This window comes from Microbacterium oleivorans, from assembly GCF_001644225.1.
Lineage (GTDB): Bacteria > Actinomycetota > Actinomycetes > Actinomycetales > Microbacteriaceae > Microbacterium > Microbacterium gawkjiense.
This window is the reverse complement of the sequence record NZ_LSTV01000003.1, coordinates 84,961-100,454: the sequence shown is the minus strand read 5'-3', so window position 1 is coordinate 100,454 and position 15,494 is coordinate 84,961. Positions and strand designations below refer to the sequence as shown.

14 protein-coding genes are annotated in these 15,494 nt (G+C 69.5%); 4 read left to right on the top strand and 10 right to left on the bottom strand.

Annotation, left to right across the window (positions count from 1 at the left end; genetic code table 11):
- Position 1 precedes the first annotated feature (1 nt).
- Positions 2-1,540 carry an SDR family oxidoreductase gene (locus AYL44_RS09235; protein WP_064003007.1) on the bottom strand — a complete coding sequence of 513 codons (1,539 nt, stop codon included), beginning with the start codon at positions 1,538-1,540 and terminating at the stop codon, positions 2-4.
- 190 nt (positions 1,541-1,730) lie between these two features.
- Here AYL44_RS09235 and AYL44_RS09230 point away from each other — a divergent pair, with 190 nt between their 5' ends.
- Positions 1,731-3,161: an MFS transporter gene (locus AYL44_RS09230; RefSeq protein ID WP_064003006.1), complete on the top strand. Its 1,431-nt coding sequence runs from the start codon at positions 1,731-1,733 to the stop codon at positions 3,159-3,161.
- On the opposite strand, the gene AYL44_RS09225 is transcribed toward AYL44_RS09230, so the two are convergent.
- The 3 genes from AYL44_RS09225 to AYL44_RS09215 are packed head-to-tail and all read right to left on the bottom strand — an operon-like array spanning position 3,156 to position 6,324.
- Entirely contained in the window at positions 3,156-3,761 is a 606-nt protein-coding gene (locus AYL44_RS09225; protein WP_064003005.1) for a GNAT family N-acetyltransferase, read from the bottom strand. The two genes, AYL44_RS09230 and AYL44_RS09225, sit on opposite strands and share 6 nt — an antisense overlap.
- The gene (locus AYL44_RS09220; protein WP_064003004.1) at positions 3,758-5,665 is read right to left on the bottom strand and encodes a helicase HerA-like domain-containing protein; all 1,908 of its coding nucleotides are present in this window, start codon (positions 5,663-5,665) and stop codon (positions 3,758-3,760) included. The genes AYL44_RS09225 and AYL44_RS09220 overlap by 4 nt, the downstream gene beginning before the upstream one ends.
- Positions 5,666-5,670: 5 nt before the next feature.
- Positions 5,671-6,324, bottom strand: a complete 654-nt coding sequence (locus tag AYL44_RS09215; protein ID WP_064003003.1) for a phosphatase PAP2 family protein — start codon at positions 6,322-6,324, stop codon at positions 5,671-5,673.
- A 178-nt stretch (positions 6,325-6,502) separates the two neighbouring features.
- Between AYL44_RS09215 and AYL44_RS09210 the strand changes: the two genes are divergently transcribed.
- Positions 6,503-7,213, top strand: coding sequence for a DUF3105 domain-containing protein (locus AYL44_RS09210; protein WP_064003002.1), 711 nt, complete (start codon positions 6,503-6,505; stop codon positions 7,211-7,213).
- Entirely contained in the window at positions 7,210-7,896 is a 687-nt protein-coding gene (locus AYL44_RS09205) for a DUF305 domain-containing protein (protein WP_064003001.1), read from the top strand. Before AYL44_RS09210 ends, AYL44_RS09205 begins: the two co-directional genes overlap by 4 nt.
- Before the next feature lie 65 nt (positions 7,897-7,961).
- On the opposite strand, the gene AYL44_RS09200 is transcribed toward AYL44_RS09205, so the two are convergent.
- From AYL44_RS09200 to AYL44_RS09190, 3 genes are all read right to left on the bottom strand, one after another.
- Positions 7,962-8,933 (bottom strand): carbohydrate ABC transporter permease, encoded by a 972-nt coding sequence (locus AYL44_RS09200; RefSeq protein WP_064003000.1) that lies wholly within the window; start codon positions 8,931-8,933, stop codon positions 7,962-7,964.
- On the bottom strand, positions 8,933-10,270 hold the full coding sequence (locus tag AYL44_RS09195) for a carbohydrate ABC transporter permease (RefSeq protein WP_064002999.1): 1,338 nt from the start codon (positions 10,268-10,270) through the stop codon (positions 8,933-8,935). Before AYL44_RS09195 ends, AYL44_RS09200 begins: the two co-directional genes overlap by 1 nt.
- 110 nt (positions 10,271-10,380) lie before the next feature.
- On the bottom strand, positions 10,381-11,715 hold the full coding sequence (locus AYL44_RS09190; protein WP_197471633.1) for an ABC transporter substrate-binding protein: 1,335 nt from the start codon (positions 11,713-11,715) through the stop codon (positions 10,381-10,383).
- Between the two features lie 265 nt (positions 11,716-11,980).
- Between AYL44_RS09190 and AYL44_RS09185 the strand changes: the two genes are divergently transcribed.
- Positions 11,981-13,021: a LacI family DNA-binding transcriptional regulator gene (locus AYL44_RS09185; protein WP_064002997.1), complete on the top strand. Its 1,041-nt coding sequence runs from the start codon at positions 11,981-11,983 to the stop codon at positions 13,019-13,021.
- Between the two features lie 75 nt (positions 13,022-13,096).
- Here AYL44_RS09185 and rplL read toward each other — a convergent pair whose 3' ends face one another.
- The 3 genes from rplL to AYL44_RS09170 form a co-directional block, all read right to left on the bottom strand.
- On the bottom strand, positions 13,097-13,477 hold the full coding sequence (gene rplL, locus AYL44_RS09180) for a 50S ribosomal protein L7/L12 (protein WP_018186979.1): 381 nt from the start codon (positions 13,475-13,477) through the stop codon (positions 13,097-13,099).
- A 50-nt stretch (positions 13,478-13,527) separates the two neighbouring features.
- Positions 13,528-14,016: a 50S ribosomal protein L10 gene (gene rplJ, locus AYL44_RS09175; protein WP_064002996.1), complete on the bottom strand. Its 489-nt coding sequence runs from the start codon at positions 14,014-14,016 to the stop codon at positions 13,528-13,530.
- Between the two features lie 301 nt (positions 14,017-14,317).
- Positions 14,318-15,340, bottom strand: a complete 1,023-nt coding sequence (locus tag AYL44_RS09170; RefSeq protein WP_064002995.1) for a hypothetical protein — start codon at positions 15,338-15,340, stop codon at positions 14,318-14,320.
- Positions 15,341-15,494 lie beyond the last annotated feature (154 nt).

Genomic DNA, 15,494 nt, shown 5'->3' with positions numbered 1-15,494 from the left:
CTCAGGCGGCGGGCGCCTCGCGCTCGGCGGCGGCCGCGATGCGGTTCGCCATGCCCTGGAAGATGAAGCCGTGGAAGGGCAGCACGGCGAACCAGTACAGCCGTCCGGCGAGCCCCTTCGGGAAGAAGACGGCGCGCTGGTCGTACCGTGAGCCCGACCCCTCGGGGCTCGCGCGCAGTTCGAGCCACGCGAGGCCCGGCACCTTCATCTCCGCACGCAGGCGCAGCAGTCGCCCTTCCTCGACGGCCTCGACGCGCCAGAAGTCGATCGCGTCGCCCGCCGCGACCTTGCCGCGGCTGCGGCGCCCGCGCTGCAGGCCCACACCGCCCACGAGTCGGTCCATCCAGCCGCGGACGGCCCACAGGAACGGCGACGAGTACCAGCCGTTCTCGCCGCCGATCCCGACGATGACGCGCCAGAGCTGCTCGGGGCTCGCCGACGTCGTCGCGCTCTGCTCGTCGGTGAACACGAGCCGGCCGGCCCACTCGGGGTCGCTCGGCAGCGGGTCGCTCGGCACCGACGAGACCTCGGCGTCCTGCCAGCTCGTCTCGACGGCGTCGGCCTCGACCTTGCGCAGCGCCAGCCGCACCGCCTCGCGGTAGGGCGTGAGTCCGCCCTCGGGCCGCGGCAGCAGCTCGTCGACGGCGTGGTCGTCCATGATGCACTCGTTCTGCAGCGACGCGATGAGCGGCCGGGCGATCGCACGCGGAACGGGGGTCACGAGGTTCACCCAGTGCGACGCGAGACCGGGGGTCAGCACGGGCAGGGCGGCGATCGCGCGCTGGCGCAATCCCGCCTCGACGGCGTACCCGTTCATCATCTGGCCGTAGCGGAGCACGTCCGGCCCGCCGATGTCGACGGCCCGGTTGACGTCCGAGTCGACCCGCGCCGCCGCGAGCAGGTAGTGCAGCACGTCGCGCACCGCGATCGGCTGGATGCGGTTGCGCACCCACTTCGGCGCCGGCATGTACGGCAGCACGTCGGTGAGGTGACGCACCATCTCGAACGAGGCGGACCCCGACCCGATGACGACACCGGCCTGCAGGACGAGGGTGGGCACGCCGCTGTGCAGCAGCACTTCGCCCACCTCGACGCGCGAGCGCAGGTGCGGGCTGAGTTCCACACCGGCCGGGTGCAGACCCCCGAGGTAGACGATGCGACCGACGGATGCCTCGGCCGCCGCATCCGCCACGGTCTCCGCCGCGCGCAGGTCCTTCGTCTCGAAGTCGCCGCCGCCGCCCATCGAGTGGACGAGGTAGTAGAGCACGTCGACGTCGTCGACGGCGCGGGCGACGGCGTCGGCGTCCTCCGCCGCGCCCTCGACGACCTCGACCTCGCTCCCCCACACGAACGCCCTCACCCGGGCGGGCGTGCGGACGAGCACCCGCACCCGGTACCCCGCCGACAGGAGTCGCGGGACGAGGCGTCCGCCGAGGTATCCGGTCGATCCGAGGACCAGCGCACGCGGCGCGGAGCCGTCGGCGCGGGGCTGGGCGACGAGGGCGGATTCGCGGCCGGTGGGGGCGGAGAGCTCGCTCATGTCGCCACGATAGACCGGTCCCGGAGGGGTGCGGCCCCCGCTCGACGGACGGGTTTTGTCAAGGGACAGCCGCACGGATGCGGGCCGCGGACCACGCGCGTACCGTGGAGAGATGGCCAGGTCATCCCGTCAGCCGGCACGCCCGTCCTCCGATCCGATCACCCGCTCGGCGCCCCCGCCCCGCCTCGACGTGGACGACGTGGTGGTCGTCGACACGAAGCGGGTCCGCACCGCGATCAGCGGCACCGTCGTCGGCAACTTCATGGAGTGGTTCGACTTCGGCATCTACGGCTACCTCGCCGTCACGATCTCGGTCGTCTTCGCGGACGATCTGCCCGAGCCGTGGAACCTGCTCGTCACCCTCCTCGGGTTCGCGATCTCGTTCCTCGTGCGCCCCATCGGCGGCCTCGTCCTCGGTCCGCTCGGCGATCGCATCGGTCGACAGAAGGTCCTCTTCTTCACGATGGCGATGATGGCCGTCGCGACCGCCCTCATCGGCGTCCTGCCCACGAGCGCGCAGATCGGACTCTGGGCGATCGTGCCGCTGTACCTGCTCAAGATGGTGCAGGGGTTCTCCACCGGCGGCGAGTACGCCGGCGCCACCACGTACGTCGCGGAGTTCTCCCCCGACAAGCGACGCGGCTTCTGGTCGTCATGGCTCGACCTGGGCTCCTACGTCGGCTTCGCCGCCGGCGCCTCGGTCGTCGCCCTCACCACCGTCATCACCGAGTCGGTGTGGGGCGATACCGCGATGACCGACTTCGGGTGGCGGATCCCGTTCCTCGTCGCGATCCCCCTCGGCATCGTCGCGATCTGGTTCCGCCTCAAGATCCCCGAGACCCCCGCCTACGAGAACGCCGCGGAGACCGAAGGGCAGATCGACCGCGATGACCCGCTGGCACGCCACGGCATCGGCGGCATCCTGCGCCATCACTGGCGCGAGGTGCTCATCGGCATCGCGATCGTCGCGGCGACGAACACTGCCGGCTACGCCCTCACGAGCTACATGCCGACCTACCTCGAGACGGAGGTCGGGATCTCGAACCTCGGCGCGGCCGTGGCGACCGTGCCGGTGCTGCTCGTGATGTCGGCCTGTCTGCCGTTCATCGGGATGCTGAGCGACCGGATCGGCCGGCGGCCGGTCTACATGATCGCCGCCGGCTCGACGATCGTGCTCATGATCCCGGCGTTCGCGATCATGCAGATCGGGCAGGAGTGGGCGGTCTTCGTCGCCCTCGGGATGGTGGCGATCCCCGTCGCCTTCTACGTCGCCGTGTCAGCGTCCACGCTGCCGGCCCTGTTCCCGACCGCGTCGCGGTTCGGCGCGATGGCGATCGCCTACAACGTCTCGGTCTCGCTGTTCGGCGGCACGACTCCGCTGTTCAGTCAGGCCCTCATCGACGCCACCGGCAACACCTACATGCCCGCGTTCTACATCATGTTCTTCGCGCTGCTGGGCGGGATCGCGCTGCTGTCGATGAAGGAGACCGCGAAGCGACCGCTGCTCGGCTCGGTGCCGACCGTCGAGACGCGCGAGGAGGCGATCGAGGTCGTCGAGCGTCAGGATGACGACCCGCTCATCGACACGTCGACGATGCCGATCCCGGTGCACCGCTCATAGCTTGACGCCGTAGGCGCGGGACCCCGGCGACGAGGGCAGTGGCGCGAGCCCGAGGCGGGTGTAGAAGGCCATCGCGCCGGTGTTCCCCGCCGACGCCACGAGGTGCAGTCCGGAGACACCCCGCTCGCGGAGCGCGCGGAAGAGCGTCTCGATGAGGCGGCGCCCCGCGCCCTTGCCCTGGGCCTGCGGCAGCAGGTCGATGTGCAGGTGCGCGGGGAACTCCTCGGCGTACCGCTCGGGCTTCTCCCCGCGGCTGTAGGCGTAGAGCAGGGTGCCGTCCTGACGCGTGACCTCGCGCTCGGGCTTCGGCCAGCGGTGCGCGTGGCGCGGCCACCATTCGTCGTGGAACCACCGTTCGAACGCGTCGGTGTCGGGGGTGGCGACGACGTACCCCGAGGCGGTGCCGTCCTCCTCCTCGACGACGAACGCGAGATCGGGGTGGCGTTCGACGTAGGGCAGGACCCAGATGTGGGCCCAGATGGCGTCGTCCTCGAAGATCCCGGTCGCGTCACCGCCGCCGTCGGCGGTCCGCAGGCAGATCTCGGCGAGAGCAGGCTCGTCTCCGGCACGGAACGGGCGGATGCGGGCCTCCGCGCTCATCGGCGACCGTTCCCGAACACGCCGCGGATGACGCTGCCGATGATCGACTGCGTCGCCTTCGACCCGAGGATCTGCTCGAGCGGCGAGGACTCGGCGCGGCGCGAGGTCCGGGTGCGGCCGCCGGTGCTGCGGAGGATCCGGTCATACTCCCGCTGCGCGTCGGCTTCGGCCTTCTTCTGCGCCTTGTCCATCGCGGCCTTCTGCTTCGCGTACTCCGCGTCGGCCTTCGCCTTGTCGGCGGCAGCCCTGGCGGCATCCGCCTCGGCATCCGCCGCCGCCATCTTCGCGGCGAGGATCTCGCGCGCGGACTCCCGGTCGACGGGGGTGCCGTAGGTCGCGAGCAGCGGCGATGCCGCGACGGCGGCCTGCACGGCGGCCGTCGGGGTCGGGGACATGAGCCCCTGCGGTGCGCGCAGCCGCGTCCACGCGACGGGCGTGGGCGCGCCCTTCTCGTTCATGACGGTCACGATCGCCTCGCCGGTGCCGAGCTCCTGCAGCACGCGTTCGAGGTCGTAACCCGAGGTCGGATAGGTGCCCACCGTCGCGCGGAGGGCCTTCGCGTCGTCGGGCGTGAAGGCGCGGAGCGCATGCTGGATGCGCGAGCCGAGCTGGCCGAGGACGTCGCCCGGCACGTCCTTCGGGGTCTGCGTCACGAAGAAGACCCCGACCCCCTTCGAGCGGATGAGGCGCACGGTCTGCACGATCGCCGCGGTGAACGCCTTCGACGCGTCGCGGAACAGCAGGTGCGCCTCGTCGAAGAAGAACACGAGCTTGGGCTTGGCGGCATCCCCCACCTCGGGGAGGATCTCGAACAGCTCCGCGAGCAGGTACATGAGGAACGTCGAGAACAGTTCGGGCTTGTCGGCGATGCCGGGCACCTCGAGGAGCGAGATGATCCCGCGGCCGTCGGGGGCGGTGCGCAGGAAGTCGCGGACGTCGAACTCCGGCTCGCCGAAGAACACGTCGGCGCCGCCGTCGGCGAAGGTGTTGAGCTCGCGCAGGATGACACCGGCCGTGGCGGAGGACAGCCCGCCGAGGTCCTTCAGCTCGGGCTTGCCGGCGTCGCTGGTCAGGTGGGTGAGGACGGCGCGCAGGTCCGCCAGGTCGACCAGCGGCAGCCCGTGCGCGTCGGCGTAGTGGAAGACGAGGCCGAGGCTCGACTCCTGCGTCTCGTTGAGACCGAGCACGCGGCTCAGCAGCAGCGGACCGAACCCGGTGACGGTGGCCCTGACCGGGACGCCGGTACCGATGCCGCCGAGCGCGAAGTACTCCGTGACGGATGCCGCCGGTTCCCACGCCTGCCCGATCGCCTCGGTGCGGGCCAGGAGCTTCGGGCTCGATTCGCCGGCCGTGGCGACCCCCGTGAGGTCCCCCTTGATGTCGGCCGCGAAGACCGGCACGCCCTTGGCCGCGAGCTGCTCGGCGAGCCCCTGCAGGGTGCGGGTCTTGCCCGTGCCGGTGGCCCCGGCGACCAGCCCGTGTCTGTTGGTCATTGCGATCGGGATTCGGATCTGCGCTTCGCGGACCGGGTCGCCGTTGACGAGCGCGCCGAGGTCGAGCGTCTCCTCTTCGAACGTGTACCCCGCGACGATCCGCGCGACCTCCTCCGCGTCGAGCGGACCGGCGGGTGCGTCGGGCGTGGGCGCGTCGGCAGGTGCCGGCGCGTCGGCAGGTGCCGGCGCGTCGACCGCCGCCGGCGCGGGAGACGGAGGATCGGCGGCCGGGGCGGGATCGCTGCCCGGGCCCGCCGCGGTCACAGGCGCGGCATCCGTCTGTGTCCGTGCGGCCGCCGCACGTGCGGCGGCCAGGGCGGCCTGCGCCTTCGCGAGCTTCAGCTCCGCCTCTGCGGCGGCGGCCTCGGCTTCGAGACGGGCGAGTTCGGCAGCGGCTTCCTCGGCGCTCATGCCGCTCAGCCTAGCGAGAGCCGGCGCTCGCGTTCCCGGACGACGGGGATCGTCAGCGCCGCCGCGACGAGGAGCGTCGTGGCGACACCGAGCACGGTCCCTCCCAGGGTGTCGGTCAACCAGTGCGCGTGGACCTGCGTGCGGCTGAACGCCATGAGCAGGGTCCACGCGACCCCGACGACGAGCACCCAGACGCGCGGGAAGAGGATGACCGCGACGGTGGCGATCACCGCGGCGTTCGCCGTGTGGCCGGACGGGAACGACCCGTGGTCGGAGATGACGAGCATCTCCTCGGGCCGCACGCGGCCGAAGATCCCTTTGAGCAGCTGCACGACGAGCGCCCCCGCGATGGACGCGGCCAGGAAGAAGACCGCGCCCCACGGCCTCCGGGCCACGAGCAGCAACGCCGCGCCGACGAGGGGCACGACGTAGGTCCCGATGACCCCCGCGCCCAGGATGTTCATGAGCAGCGACACGGGTCGGATGCCGGGGAGGAACGTCGCGACGTAGGCGTTCCACCAGGAATCGAGGTCGATGAGCTCGGAGTCGGTCGACTCGACGGCGATCCCGGTGGCCACGGCGACGACGAGGAGCACCGCGCCGATCACCGCCAGCCGCAGACCGATACCGATCTCGTGTTCGTGCGTGGGCACTGTCATCGCCCCATCCTGCTCGACGCGGGGCGCCGTCAGGCACCCCTTGCGCAGCCGCGCGGGATGCCTCCCACGTCACGAGACCCTATGAAACGCTCTCCCCCAGGGCCCGTGCAGATGCAGGCGAATAAAATCGAAGCGGCGCACCTGCGCCCTCCCCACCCCGACCGACGAGGCCACTCCCATGACCCCGAACGATCCCACCGGCAAGCGTACGAGCGGCAACCCTGCCACGCAGGCGCAGCTGAACCTCACCGTGAAGCAGCAGCGCGAGCAGCAGAAGCAGCAGAAGCTCGCCGAGTACCAGCGCCAGCTCGCCAAGCGCCGCCGCACGAAGACCACCTGGTGGATCGTCGGCGTCACCGCCGCCGTCGTGGTCGTCGGCCTCGTGGCCGCCTCCTACTTCCTCGCACCCCGCCCCGTGACCGTCGCCCGCGGCGACGGCGACGGCTCGGGCATCTCGGGGGTGCAGACCTTCGAGCACACCGCCAACCACGTCGAGGGCGTCGTCGACTACGAGCAGACCCCTCCCGCCGGCGGCGACCACAACGCGGTGTGGCTGAACTGCGGCGTCTACGACCAGCCCGTCCCGAACGAGAACGCCGTCCACGCCCTCGAGCACGGCGCCATCTGGATCACGTACGACCCGGCGCAGGTCGACCAGGCGGGCATCGACGCCCTCGACGCGCAGCTGCCCTCGGACTACACCGTGCTCTCGCCCTACGAGGACATGGACACCCCCATCGCCGTCAGCGCGTGGAACGCGCAGCTGAAGGTCGACTCCCCCGACGATGAGCGCATCGGCGAGTTCATCAAGGCCTACTGGCGCAACGTGAACGGTCCCGAGCCCGGCGCCGCGTGCACCGGCGCTCTGGACGCGCCCGGCAAGCAGTGACCGACGGCACCGTCGGCGACGAGCCGGGCACCGAGCGCACCCTGCCCCCGTGGTGGGTCGTGCTGCTCGTGGGCCTCGCCATCGCCGCGGTGGCGTTCGCGATCGGCCGCTTCTCGACGTTCGGCATCGCCGGCTCCACCCCGGGTGAAGGCTCCGCCGACGCCGGCTTCGCCCGCGACATGCAGATGCACCACGCGCAGGCGGTCGACATGGCGATGACCATCTACGCCGAGACCGACGACGACGAGCTCCGCGCCCTCGCGTACGACATCGCGACCGGGCAGTCGTCGCAGCGCGGCGAGATGCTGGACTGGCTGGTCCGCTGGGGGCTGCCGCAGTACGACGACCAGCCGATGGCGTGGATGGCGGCATCCGATTCCGGGCATGCGCACGGCGGCACCGAGGGCGAGCCTCTCTCGGACGAAGAGGTGCGCGAGCAGATGGGCATGGCCTCGGACGCCGAGCTGGCAGCTCTCAAGGCGGCCACCGGCCAGCAGGCGGACTGCTCATTCCTGACCCTGATGATCCGCCACCACGAGGGCGCGATCCCGATGGCCGAGGCCGCCGTCGACCTCGCCTCCGACGAGCGGGTCCGGACGGTCGCTCAGACCATGATCAAAGGCCAGTCCTTCGAGATCCAGGCGATGACCTCGATGCAGCAGCGCCTCGGCTGCAGCGGCTGACACGCAGACGAACGAAGAGGGGGATGCCGGTGGCCACCGGCATCCCCCTCTTCGGCGTTCCGGGCTCAGCCCTTCGTCGCACCCGCGAGCAGGCCGCGGACGAAGAAGCGCTGCAGCGCGAAGAACACGATGAGCGGGACGATGATCGAGATGAACGTGCCCGCCGACTGCAGGAACCAGCGGTTGCCCCAGGTTCCCGACAGCGAGTTCAGCGCCTGCGTGATCGGCAGGGCGCCCGGCGAGGCGAAGATCGTCGCGACCAGCAGGTCGTTCCAGACCCACAGGAACTGGAAGATCGCGAACGACGCGATCGCCGGAGCGGCCAGCGGCAGGATGATCCGGAAGAAGACCTGACCGTGGCCGGCGCCGTCCACCCGCGCCGCCTCGATGACCTCACCCGGGATCTCCGCGATGAAGTTGTGCAGCATGAACGTCGCCAGCGGCAGCGCGAAGATCGCGTGCGCGATCCAGACGCGGGCGAAGCTGTACTGCACGTCATTCAGACCGAAGCCCGGGAAGATCGGCACCTCGTTGATCGTGAGCCCCTCGGAGAAGAGGCTCAGCAGCGGCACGAGTGCCATCTGCAGCGGCACGATCTGGAGGGCGAACACGAAGACGAACAGCGCGCTCCGCCCCTTGAAGTCGATCCACGCGAACGCGTAGGCCGCCAGCGCCGCCATGACGATCGGGAAGACCGTCGCGGGGATGGTGATCGCGAGCGAGTTCACGAATGCCGACGCGAGGGTGGTGGAGGTTCCTCCCGCGTTCAGCGCCTCGAAGTAGTTGTCGAGGGTGAAGTCGGGGTTGGTGAACACGGTCCACCATCCGGTCGACTGCGTGTCGGCGCCGGGTCGGAACGAGGTGACGAACAGGCCGAACGTCGGGATCGTCCAGAAGATCGCGATGATGACAGCCGCGATCGTCGCGCCCTTCGACGTCAGCTTCTTGTGGGCGATCGCCTCGTTCTTGCGGGTGTCGCGCGCGACCTGACGGGCCGTGCGGTTGTCGACCGGTGTGGTGGGTGCTGCGACGGTCATCAGCGGATCTCCCTCTGCTTGGCCATCGATCGGGCGTTGTAGATGATCAGCGGCAGGACGAACAGGAACAGGACGACGGCCAGAGCGGACGAGTGGCCGTAGCTCTGGAACCGCTGCTGCTGGTTGACCATCTCGAAACCGAGGACGGTCGTCTCGTCGCGACCACCGGTCATGACGGCGACGATGTCGTACACCTTCAGCGAGGCGATCGTGATGGTCGTGAGCACGACGATCAGCGACGAGCGGATGCCGGGGACCGTGACGTTGCGGAACCGCTGCCACGCGTTGGTGCCGTCCAGCTGCGCCGCCTCCATCTGCTCGACGGGGACCGCCTTGATGGCCGCCGACAGGATCACCATCGCGAAACCGGTCTGCGTCCAGATGAAGACGACGAGCAGCATGAGCGTGTTGATGACCGGCTTGATCGCCAGCCACTGCACCGGGTCGCCCCCGAAGGCGGTGACGATCGCGTTCAGCAAACCGACCTGGTCGCCCTGGCGGGCGTCGTACATGAACTTCCAGATGATGCCGGCGCCGACGAACGAGATCGCGACGGGCATGAACACGAGGACCTTCAGGATCTTCTCGCCGCGGGCGCGGTCGATGAAGACGGCGTAGGCGAGACCGATCACGACCGAGATCGTCGGTGCCAGAAGCGCCCACAGCAGCGTGTTGACCACCGACGCCGTACCGGTCGGGTTCGTGAACACCCAGATGTAGTTCTCCATGCCGACGAACTGCTCGCCCGACTTGTCGAAGAACGACTTGAAGATCGTCGAAATCGCCGGGTAGATCAGGCCGAGGATCAGCATGATGCTGGCCGGGGCCATGAAGAGGATCAGCTGGAACAGGTAGCCGGCGCCCTGACGGGAACGGAAGTCCGCGAAGAAGAGCAGTCCGCCGACCAGCAGCGCGATCGCGACGACGTACACCACCGCGTTCGCGTAGGGACGCAGTAGCAGGAAGGCCAGCAGCGGGATCAGCAGGCAGGCCGCCAACCGCATGATGAAGTAGCCGCGACCGGGCCGCGGGGCGAACTCGATCAGCACGAGGATGATGCCGACCACGATCCCGAACACCACCAGGATGACGGGGATCTGGATCAGCGGATTCAGACCGCCGAGCCAGAGGAAGAAGCTGTTGAGCGAGAACCCGATGGTGATGCGTGCCGACTCCTCGCTGGAGGCTGTGAAGGCCAGCAGGAAGAAGAGCAGGACGATCAGGGCGAAGCCGGCGGCGACGACGATTCGGGTGATCGATCGTCCCTTGGGGTCCTGCGCGTGAGTGGTCACGGCGGGTTCGGTGTCGACCGGCCTGTCGACGGTGGTCTGCGACATGGGTGTCCCCTTCTGAGTGCGACGACGTACTCGGGCGGTGCGGATGGGAGAAGCGGGGTCGGGCTGGTGCAGCCCGACCCCGCTCGGCTCAGCCGATCGTCAGGCGACGATCAGTTCTCGTAACCGGCCTGGATGTCCGAGAGCACCGTGTCGGTGTCCTTGCCGTCGATCCAGTCGACCATGCCCTTCCAGAACGAGCCCGAGCCCACCGTGGAGGGCATCAGGTCGGAGGCGTCGAAACGGAAGACCGTCGACTCGTCCTGGAGCGTCATCATCGCTTCCTTGAGGAACTCGCTGGAGGCGAGGTTGGGGTCGGCGTTCTTGTTCGCGGAGATCACACCGCCGAGCTCGACACGAGCGTCGGCGAACTCCGGCGAGGCCATGAACTCCAGCACCTTCTGGGTGGACTCGTCGTCCGAGAAGCCGGCGACGAACTCGCCGCCACCCTCGACCTGGAGCTCGCCCTCGGTGTAGCCCGGCATGATGAACGCGTAGACGTCACCGTCGGGGGCGACCTCGGGGGTCTGGCCGTCGGCGGTCTGCACGTCGAGGAAGTTGGCCGAGAGGAACGACGCCTGGTGCGTGAGCGCGCAGTCGCCGCTCGCGACGGCCGCAGCCACGTCGCCGAACGCCGTCGAGTTGATGCTCTTGACGTCGCCGTAGCCGGCGTTGACGTAGTCCGGGTTGAGCAGGATGTCGCCGACCGCGTCGAACGCTTCCTTGATCTGCGGGTCGGTGAACTTCACGTCACCGGCCACCCACTGGTCGTAGACGTCGGGGCCGGACTGGCGCAGGACGAGGTCCTCGATCCAGTCGGTGCCCGGCCATCCCGACGCGGCGTCGGAGGCGAATCCGGCGCACCACGCGGGGCCGCCGGTGGTCTCGACGATCTTGTCGGTGAGGGCGATCATCTCGTCCCACGTCTTGGGGATCTCGACGCCCCACTCGGCGAACTGCTTCGGGGAGTACCAGACGTACCCCTTCAGGTTCGCGAGCATGGGAGCGGCATAGAACTCGTCGTCGAACGTGCCGTAGTTCTTCCAGTCGGGCGACCAGTTCTCGTCGACGGCACTTTCGACCGCGTCGGAGGCGGGCAGCACCTTGCCGGTGTCGACGAGCGTCTTCAGCAGACCGGGCTGCGGGACGATCGCGATGTCCGGGGCGTCGCCACCGGTGACCTTCGTGACGATGTTTCCTTCGAACGACTTGTCGCCGGTGTACTCGACCGTGATGCCGGTGTCGGCGGTGAACTTCTCGAACGACTTGTTGAGGGCGTCGGCCTCACCGCCGGTGATGCCTCCGGCGATGCGGACGGTCTTCTTCGCCTCGCCGCCCGTGCCGCCTTCGCCCTCGGTGCCACCTTCTGCACACCCGGCGAGCACCAGTGCTGCCGCGCCCAGGAGGGCGACCGGGGCAAGAAGACGGTATCGCTGTGACAATGCCATGTACTTCTCCTCTTTCGGGATCATCGTCCGCCCAGAGGAGCCTTGGCCGCATCCTTGGGGAACCGATTCCAGGACAACCTACTTGGCGGTAGCGCTTCGACACAACAGCGAAATATCAAGGTTCTGCATCCATTAGAGTGCCTGGGCCCTCGAGCCGTGAGACCGCTCTCACGGCCGGCCCACGGAACCGGTTCCGGAGTGCCGTTCCAGGCACTACGCTGAGTCCTCGACCGAGGGGACGGTCGGACAGGGTCGAGGAGGACCGATGAGCACCATCGCCGACGTCGCACGTGAGGCCGGCGTATCGAAGGCGACCGCCAGTCGCGCACTGACCGGCAGCACGCAGGTGTCGGCCGATGCCCGACGACGTGTGCACGAGGCCGCGCGCCGACTCGGATACACACCGTCGACGAGCGCCGTCAGCCTCGCGACGGGGCGCACCCGCAACGTCGGCGTCGTGATGCCGCACGTCAACCGATGGTTCTTCGCCGAGGTCCTCGAAGGTATACAGCAGGCGCTCCTGGAACGCGGACTGGACCTCACCCTGTACGACGCCGACCCGGGCAGCGAGACCCGCCGTCGCGTGTTCGACGAGTTCCTCACCCGCAAGAGGTTCGACGGGCTCATCGCGGTCGGGCTGGAGCCCGCCGAGAGCGAGCTCGAGACCCTGCTGTCGCTCGCCCGCCCGGTCGTCAGCATCATCGGCACCGAGCGCACGACGAGCGTCGTGACCCTCGACGACGCGCACGCGGCCGCCCTGGCGACAGCGCACCTCGTCTCGCTGGGACACCGCCGCATCGCGTTCCTCGGCGGCACGGCGGCGACACTGTGGCCTCACGTCGAGTCCGCGCGCTACGAGGGTTACGAGCGCGAGATGCGCGAGTCGGGGCTCGGCGACCACATCAGCCGCACGCCCGCGGAGCTCACGATGTCCGCCGGCTACGCCGCCGCGGTCGATCTGCTCAGCGACCCCTCGCAGCGACCCACGGGACTGGTGGCGGCGTGCGACGAGGTCGCGATCGGCGCCATCATCGCGGCGCGGCGCCTCGGCATCCTGGTCCCCTCCGACCTCAGCGTCATCGGCATCGACGACCACGAGAACGCCGAGATGTTCGCCCTGACGACGCTGCGACAGATCCCGCGCGAGCAGGGCGCGACGGCCGTGGAACTGCTCATGCGCCACATCGAGGACCCGACCGTCGAGCCGACGAGCGTCATCATCCGCCCTCGGCTGGTCGTCCGGAACTCGACGTCCACGCCCACCGGGGCCTCGAGCGCCGCCGTCCGCGACGCCGCCTGGTCCTGACGCCAGGCATCCCCCGGGAACGGCCGAAGGCCCCGGATGCCGAAGCATCCGAGGCCTTCGGAAAGGTGCGGGACCTTACTTGACGGACACCGTCGCGCCGGCGGCCTCGAGGGCCTCCTTCGCCTTGTCGGCGGCTTCCTTGTTCGCGCCCTCGAGCACGGCCTTGGGAGCACCGTCGACGACGGCCTTGGCCTCGCCGAGGCCGAGCGAGGTGAGCTCGCGGACGACCTTGATGACCTGGATCTTCTTGTCGCCGGCAGCCTCGAGGATGACGTCGAAGGAGTCCTTCTCCTCAACCTCTTCAGCAGCAGCGCCACCACCGGCACCGGCAACGGCGACGGGGGCAGCAGCGGTGACGTCGAACTTCTCCTCGAACGCCTTCACGAACTCGCTGAGCTCGACGAGGGTGAGGCCGGCGAACTGCTCGAGCAGCTCCTCGGTGGAAAGCTTCGCCATGATGTATCTCCTAGATAGATGGGGTGTGTGTAAAAGAGCTCGCTCGTCGCTTACGCGGCGTCAGCGGTCTCCAGCTTTTCGCGAAGCGCGTCGATGGTGGCGGCAGCCTTGCCCATCGTCGCCTTCATCATGCCCGCAGCCTTCGCCAGCAGAACCTCGCGGCTCTCGAGCGAGGCGTACTTGTTGACCTCGTCGGCCGAGAGCGCGTTGCCCTCGAAGATGCCGCCCTTGATCACGAGAAGCGGGTTGGCCTTGGCGAAGTCACGCAGAGCCTTGGCAGTGGCGACGAAGTCGCCGTGCACGAAAGCGACGGCCGAGGGACCCTTGAGGTCCTCGTCCAGCGCCGTGATCCCCGCGTTGTTCGCGGCGATCTTGGTCAGCGTGTTCTTCACCACGGCGTACTGCGCGTCCTGACGGATCGCGTTGCGCAGCTGCTTGAGCTGGGCAACCGTCAGACCGCGGTACTCGGTCAGCAAGACGGCGTTCGAGTCCTCGAAGTTCTTCGTGAGCTCGGCGACCGATGCATCCTTCTGCGCCATGGTCACTCCTTGATGTGTACGAGACGCCCCGCGGTGGCGGGACGTCGACCTCGACGGTCGGGCTGCATGAGAAAAGCTCCGGCGCAAGCGCACGGAGCTTCGGCCCGGTTTCCCGGAAGTCTGTCGTACACCTGCGTGGGCCCCTGCGATGCAGAGCTTCGATCGTGTGCGGCGGGCGCACAGCGATGACCGACGGTCTTTGGCTTGTCCCCCAGTGTACGCCGCGCTCGCGCACCCGCCAAATCCCGGCATCCGGTCCCTGCGTTCGCGCGAAAGCGCGCCCGCGTGCCGAGAGCGCCCACTATTGCCCGGCCAGAAGGGGCCGCCTCGGCAGGAAGAGGCGCTTTCGTGTGGTCGGCAGCTCGACACGGAAGGCACGGAGGCGCGACGCGAGCGCGTCGGGCGTCGCGACGTCGCGGGTGCCGAAACGGAGGACCCTGTTGCCGGTGACGCCGCGCACCCAGTCCTCGCGGTGCTTCTCGTCGAGCAGGATGCGCTCGACCGGGCGCCCGTCGGTCAGCGCCGCATCCGTGTACTTGCCGTTCCCATCGCACTCGAGGAAGAGTCCCGTGCCCGGGATCTCGAGGTCCATCCAGTACGTGCCGCCAGGGCTCGGGACCGGCACCTGCAGGCCGGGCTGCGGGAAGCCGAGCCGACGCAGCTGGAGCTTCATCACCGATTCGAGAGGCAACTCCGACCTGCCGTCGACGACCTCGATCAGGTCGCGCGCGGCGCGCACGCCCCGCCCGCCCGCACCGGCGCGCACGCGCTCGCGCACCGCCTCCCGGAACCTCTCGGCGGCGCCCGTGTCGTAGGCGCGCGGCGGTCCGGCGACAAGCTGCAGCGCGGCGTCAGCGGCGGCGACTGCGACCTCGAGACCCGCACCGCAGAGGAGGTCGTGGACGGTGCGCTCGAGACTCGTGCACGGGAGGCCCTCGACGACGACGATGTCCTCCGCGGCGAGCGCAGCCCGGTGCCGCGCGACCGCGGGACCGCTGTGACGCCCCGCCGCCGGCTGGAGCGTGTGGACGCGCTCGACGCGGGCACGGTAGAGCGGAAGCCCGTGGAGGACCGCGGCCGAGGTGAAAGAGAACACCGGCGGCGCCCCGGCATCCGCTGACACCGCCGCGATGTGCAGGCGATGCTGCAACTCGGGCCAGAGGTCCCGCCAGGTCGCGTCATCGCAGTACCACCCCCTGCGGACCCGCACGAGCTCACCGCCCGTGATCGCCTCGTCGATGTCGCGTCTGCTCCACCCGTCGAGGACGAGGTCTTCTCGGCGCCGCAGCGCCGCCGCGGCGGCAGTCAGGTCCAGATCACGCATCCCCCGAGAGTGCCGCGCGACCCCCCTCCCCACGCGCCGTCCCGTAGCCCTTCCGGGACGGGCCCCCTCACCCCGCGGTTGTGGAGGAGGTGCGAGAGCGTGCCTCCGCGCCGAAAGCGAGGGTGGATGCCGCGCCACAGCCGGCGCGCTCGGC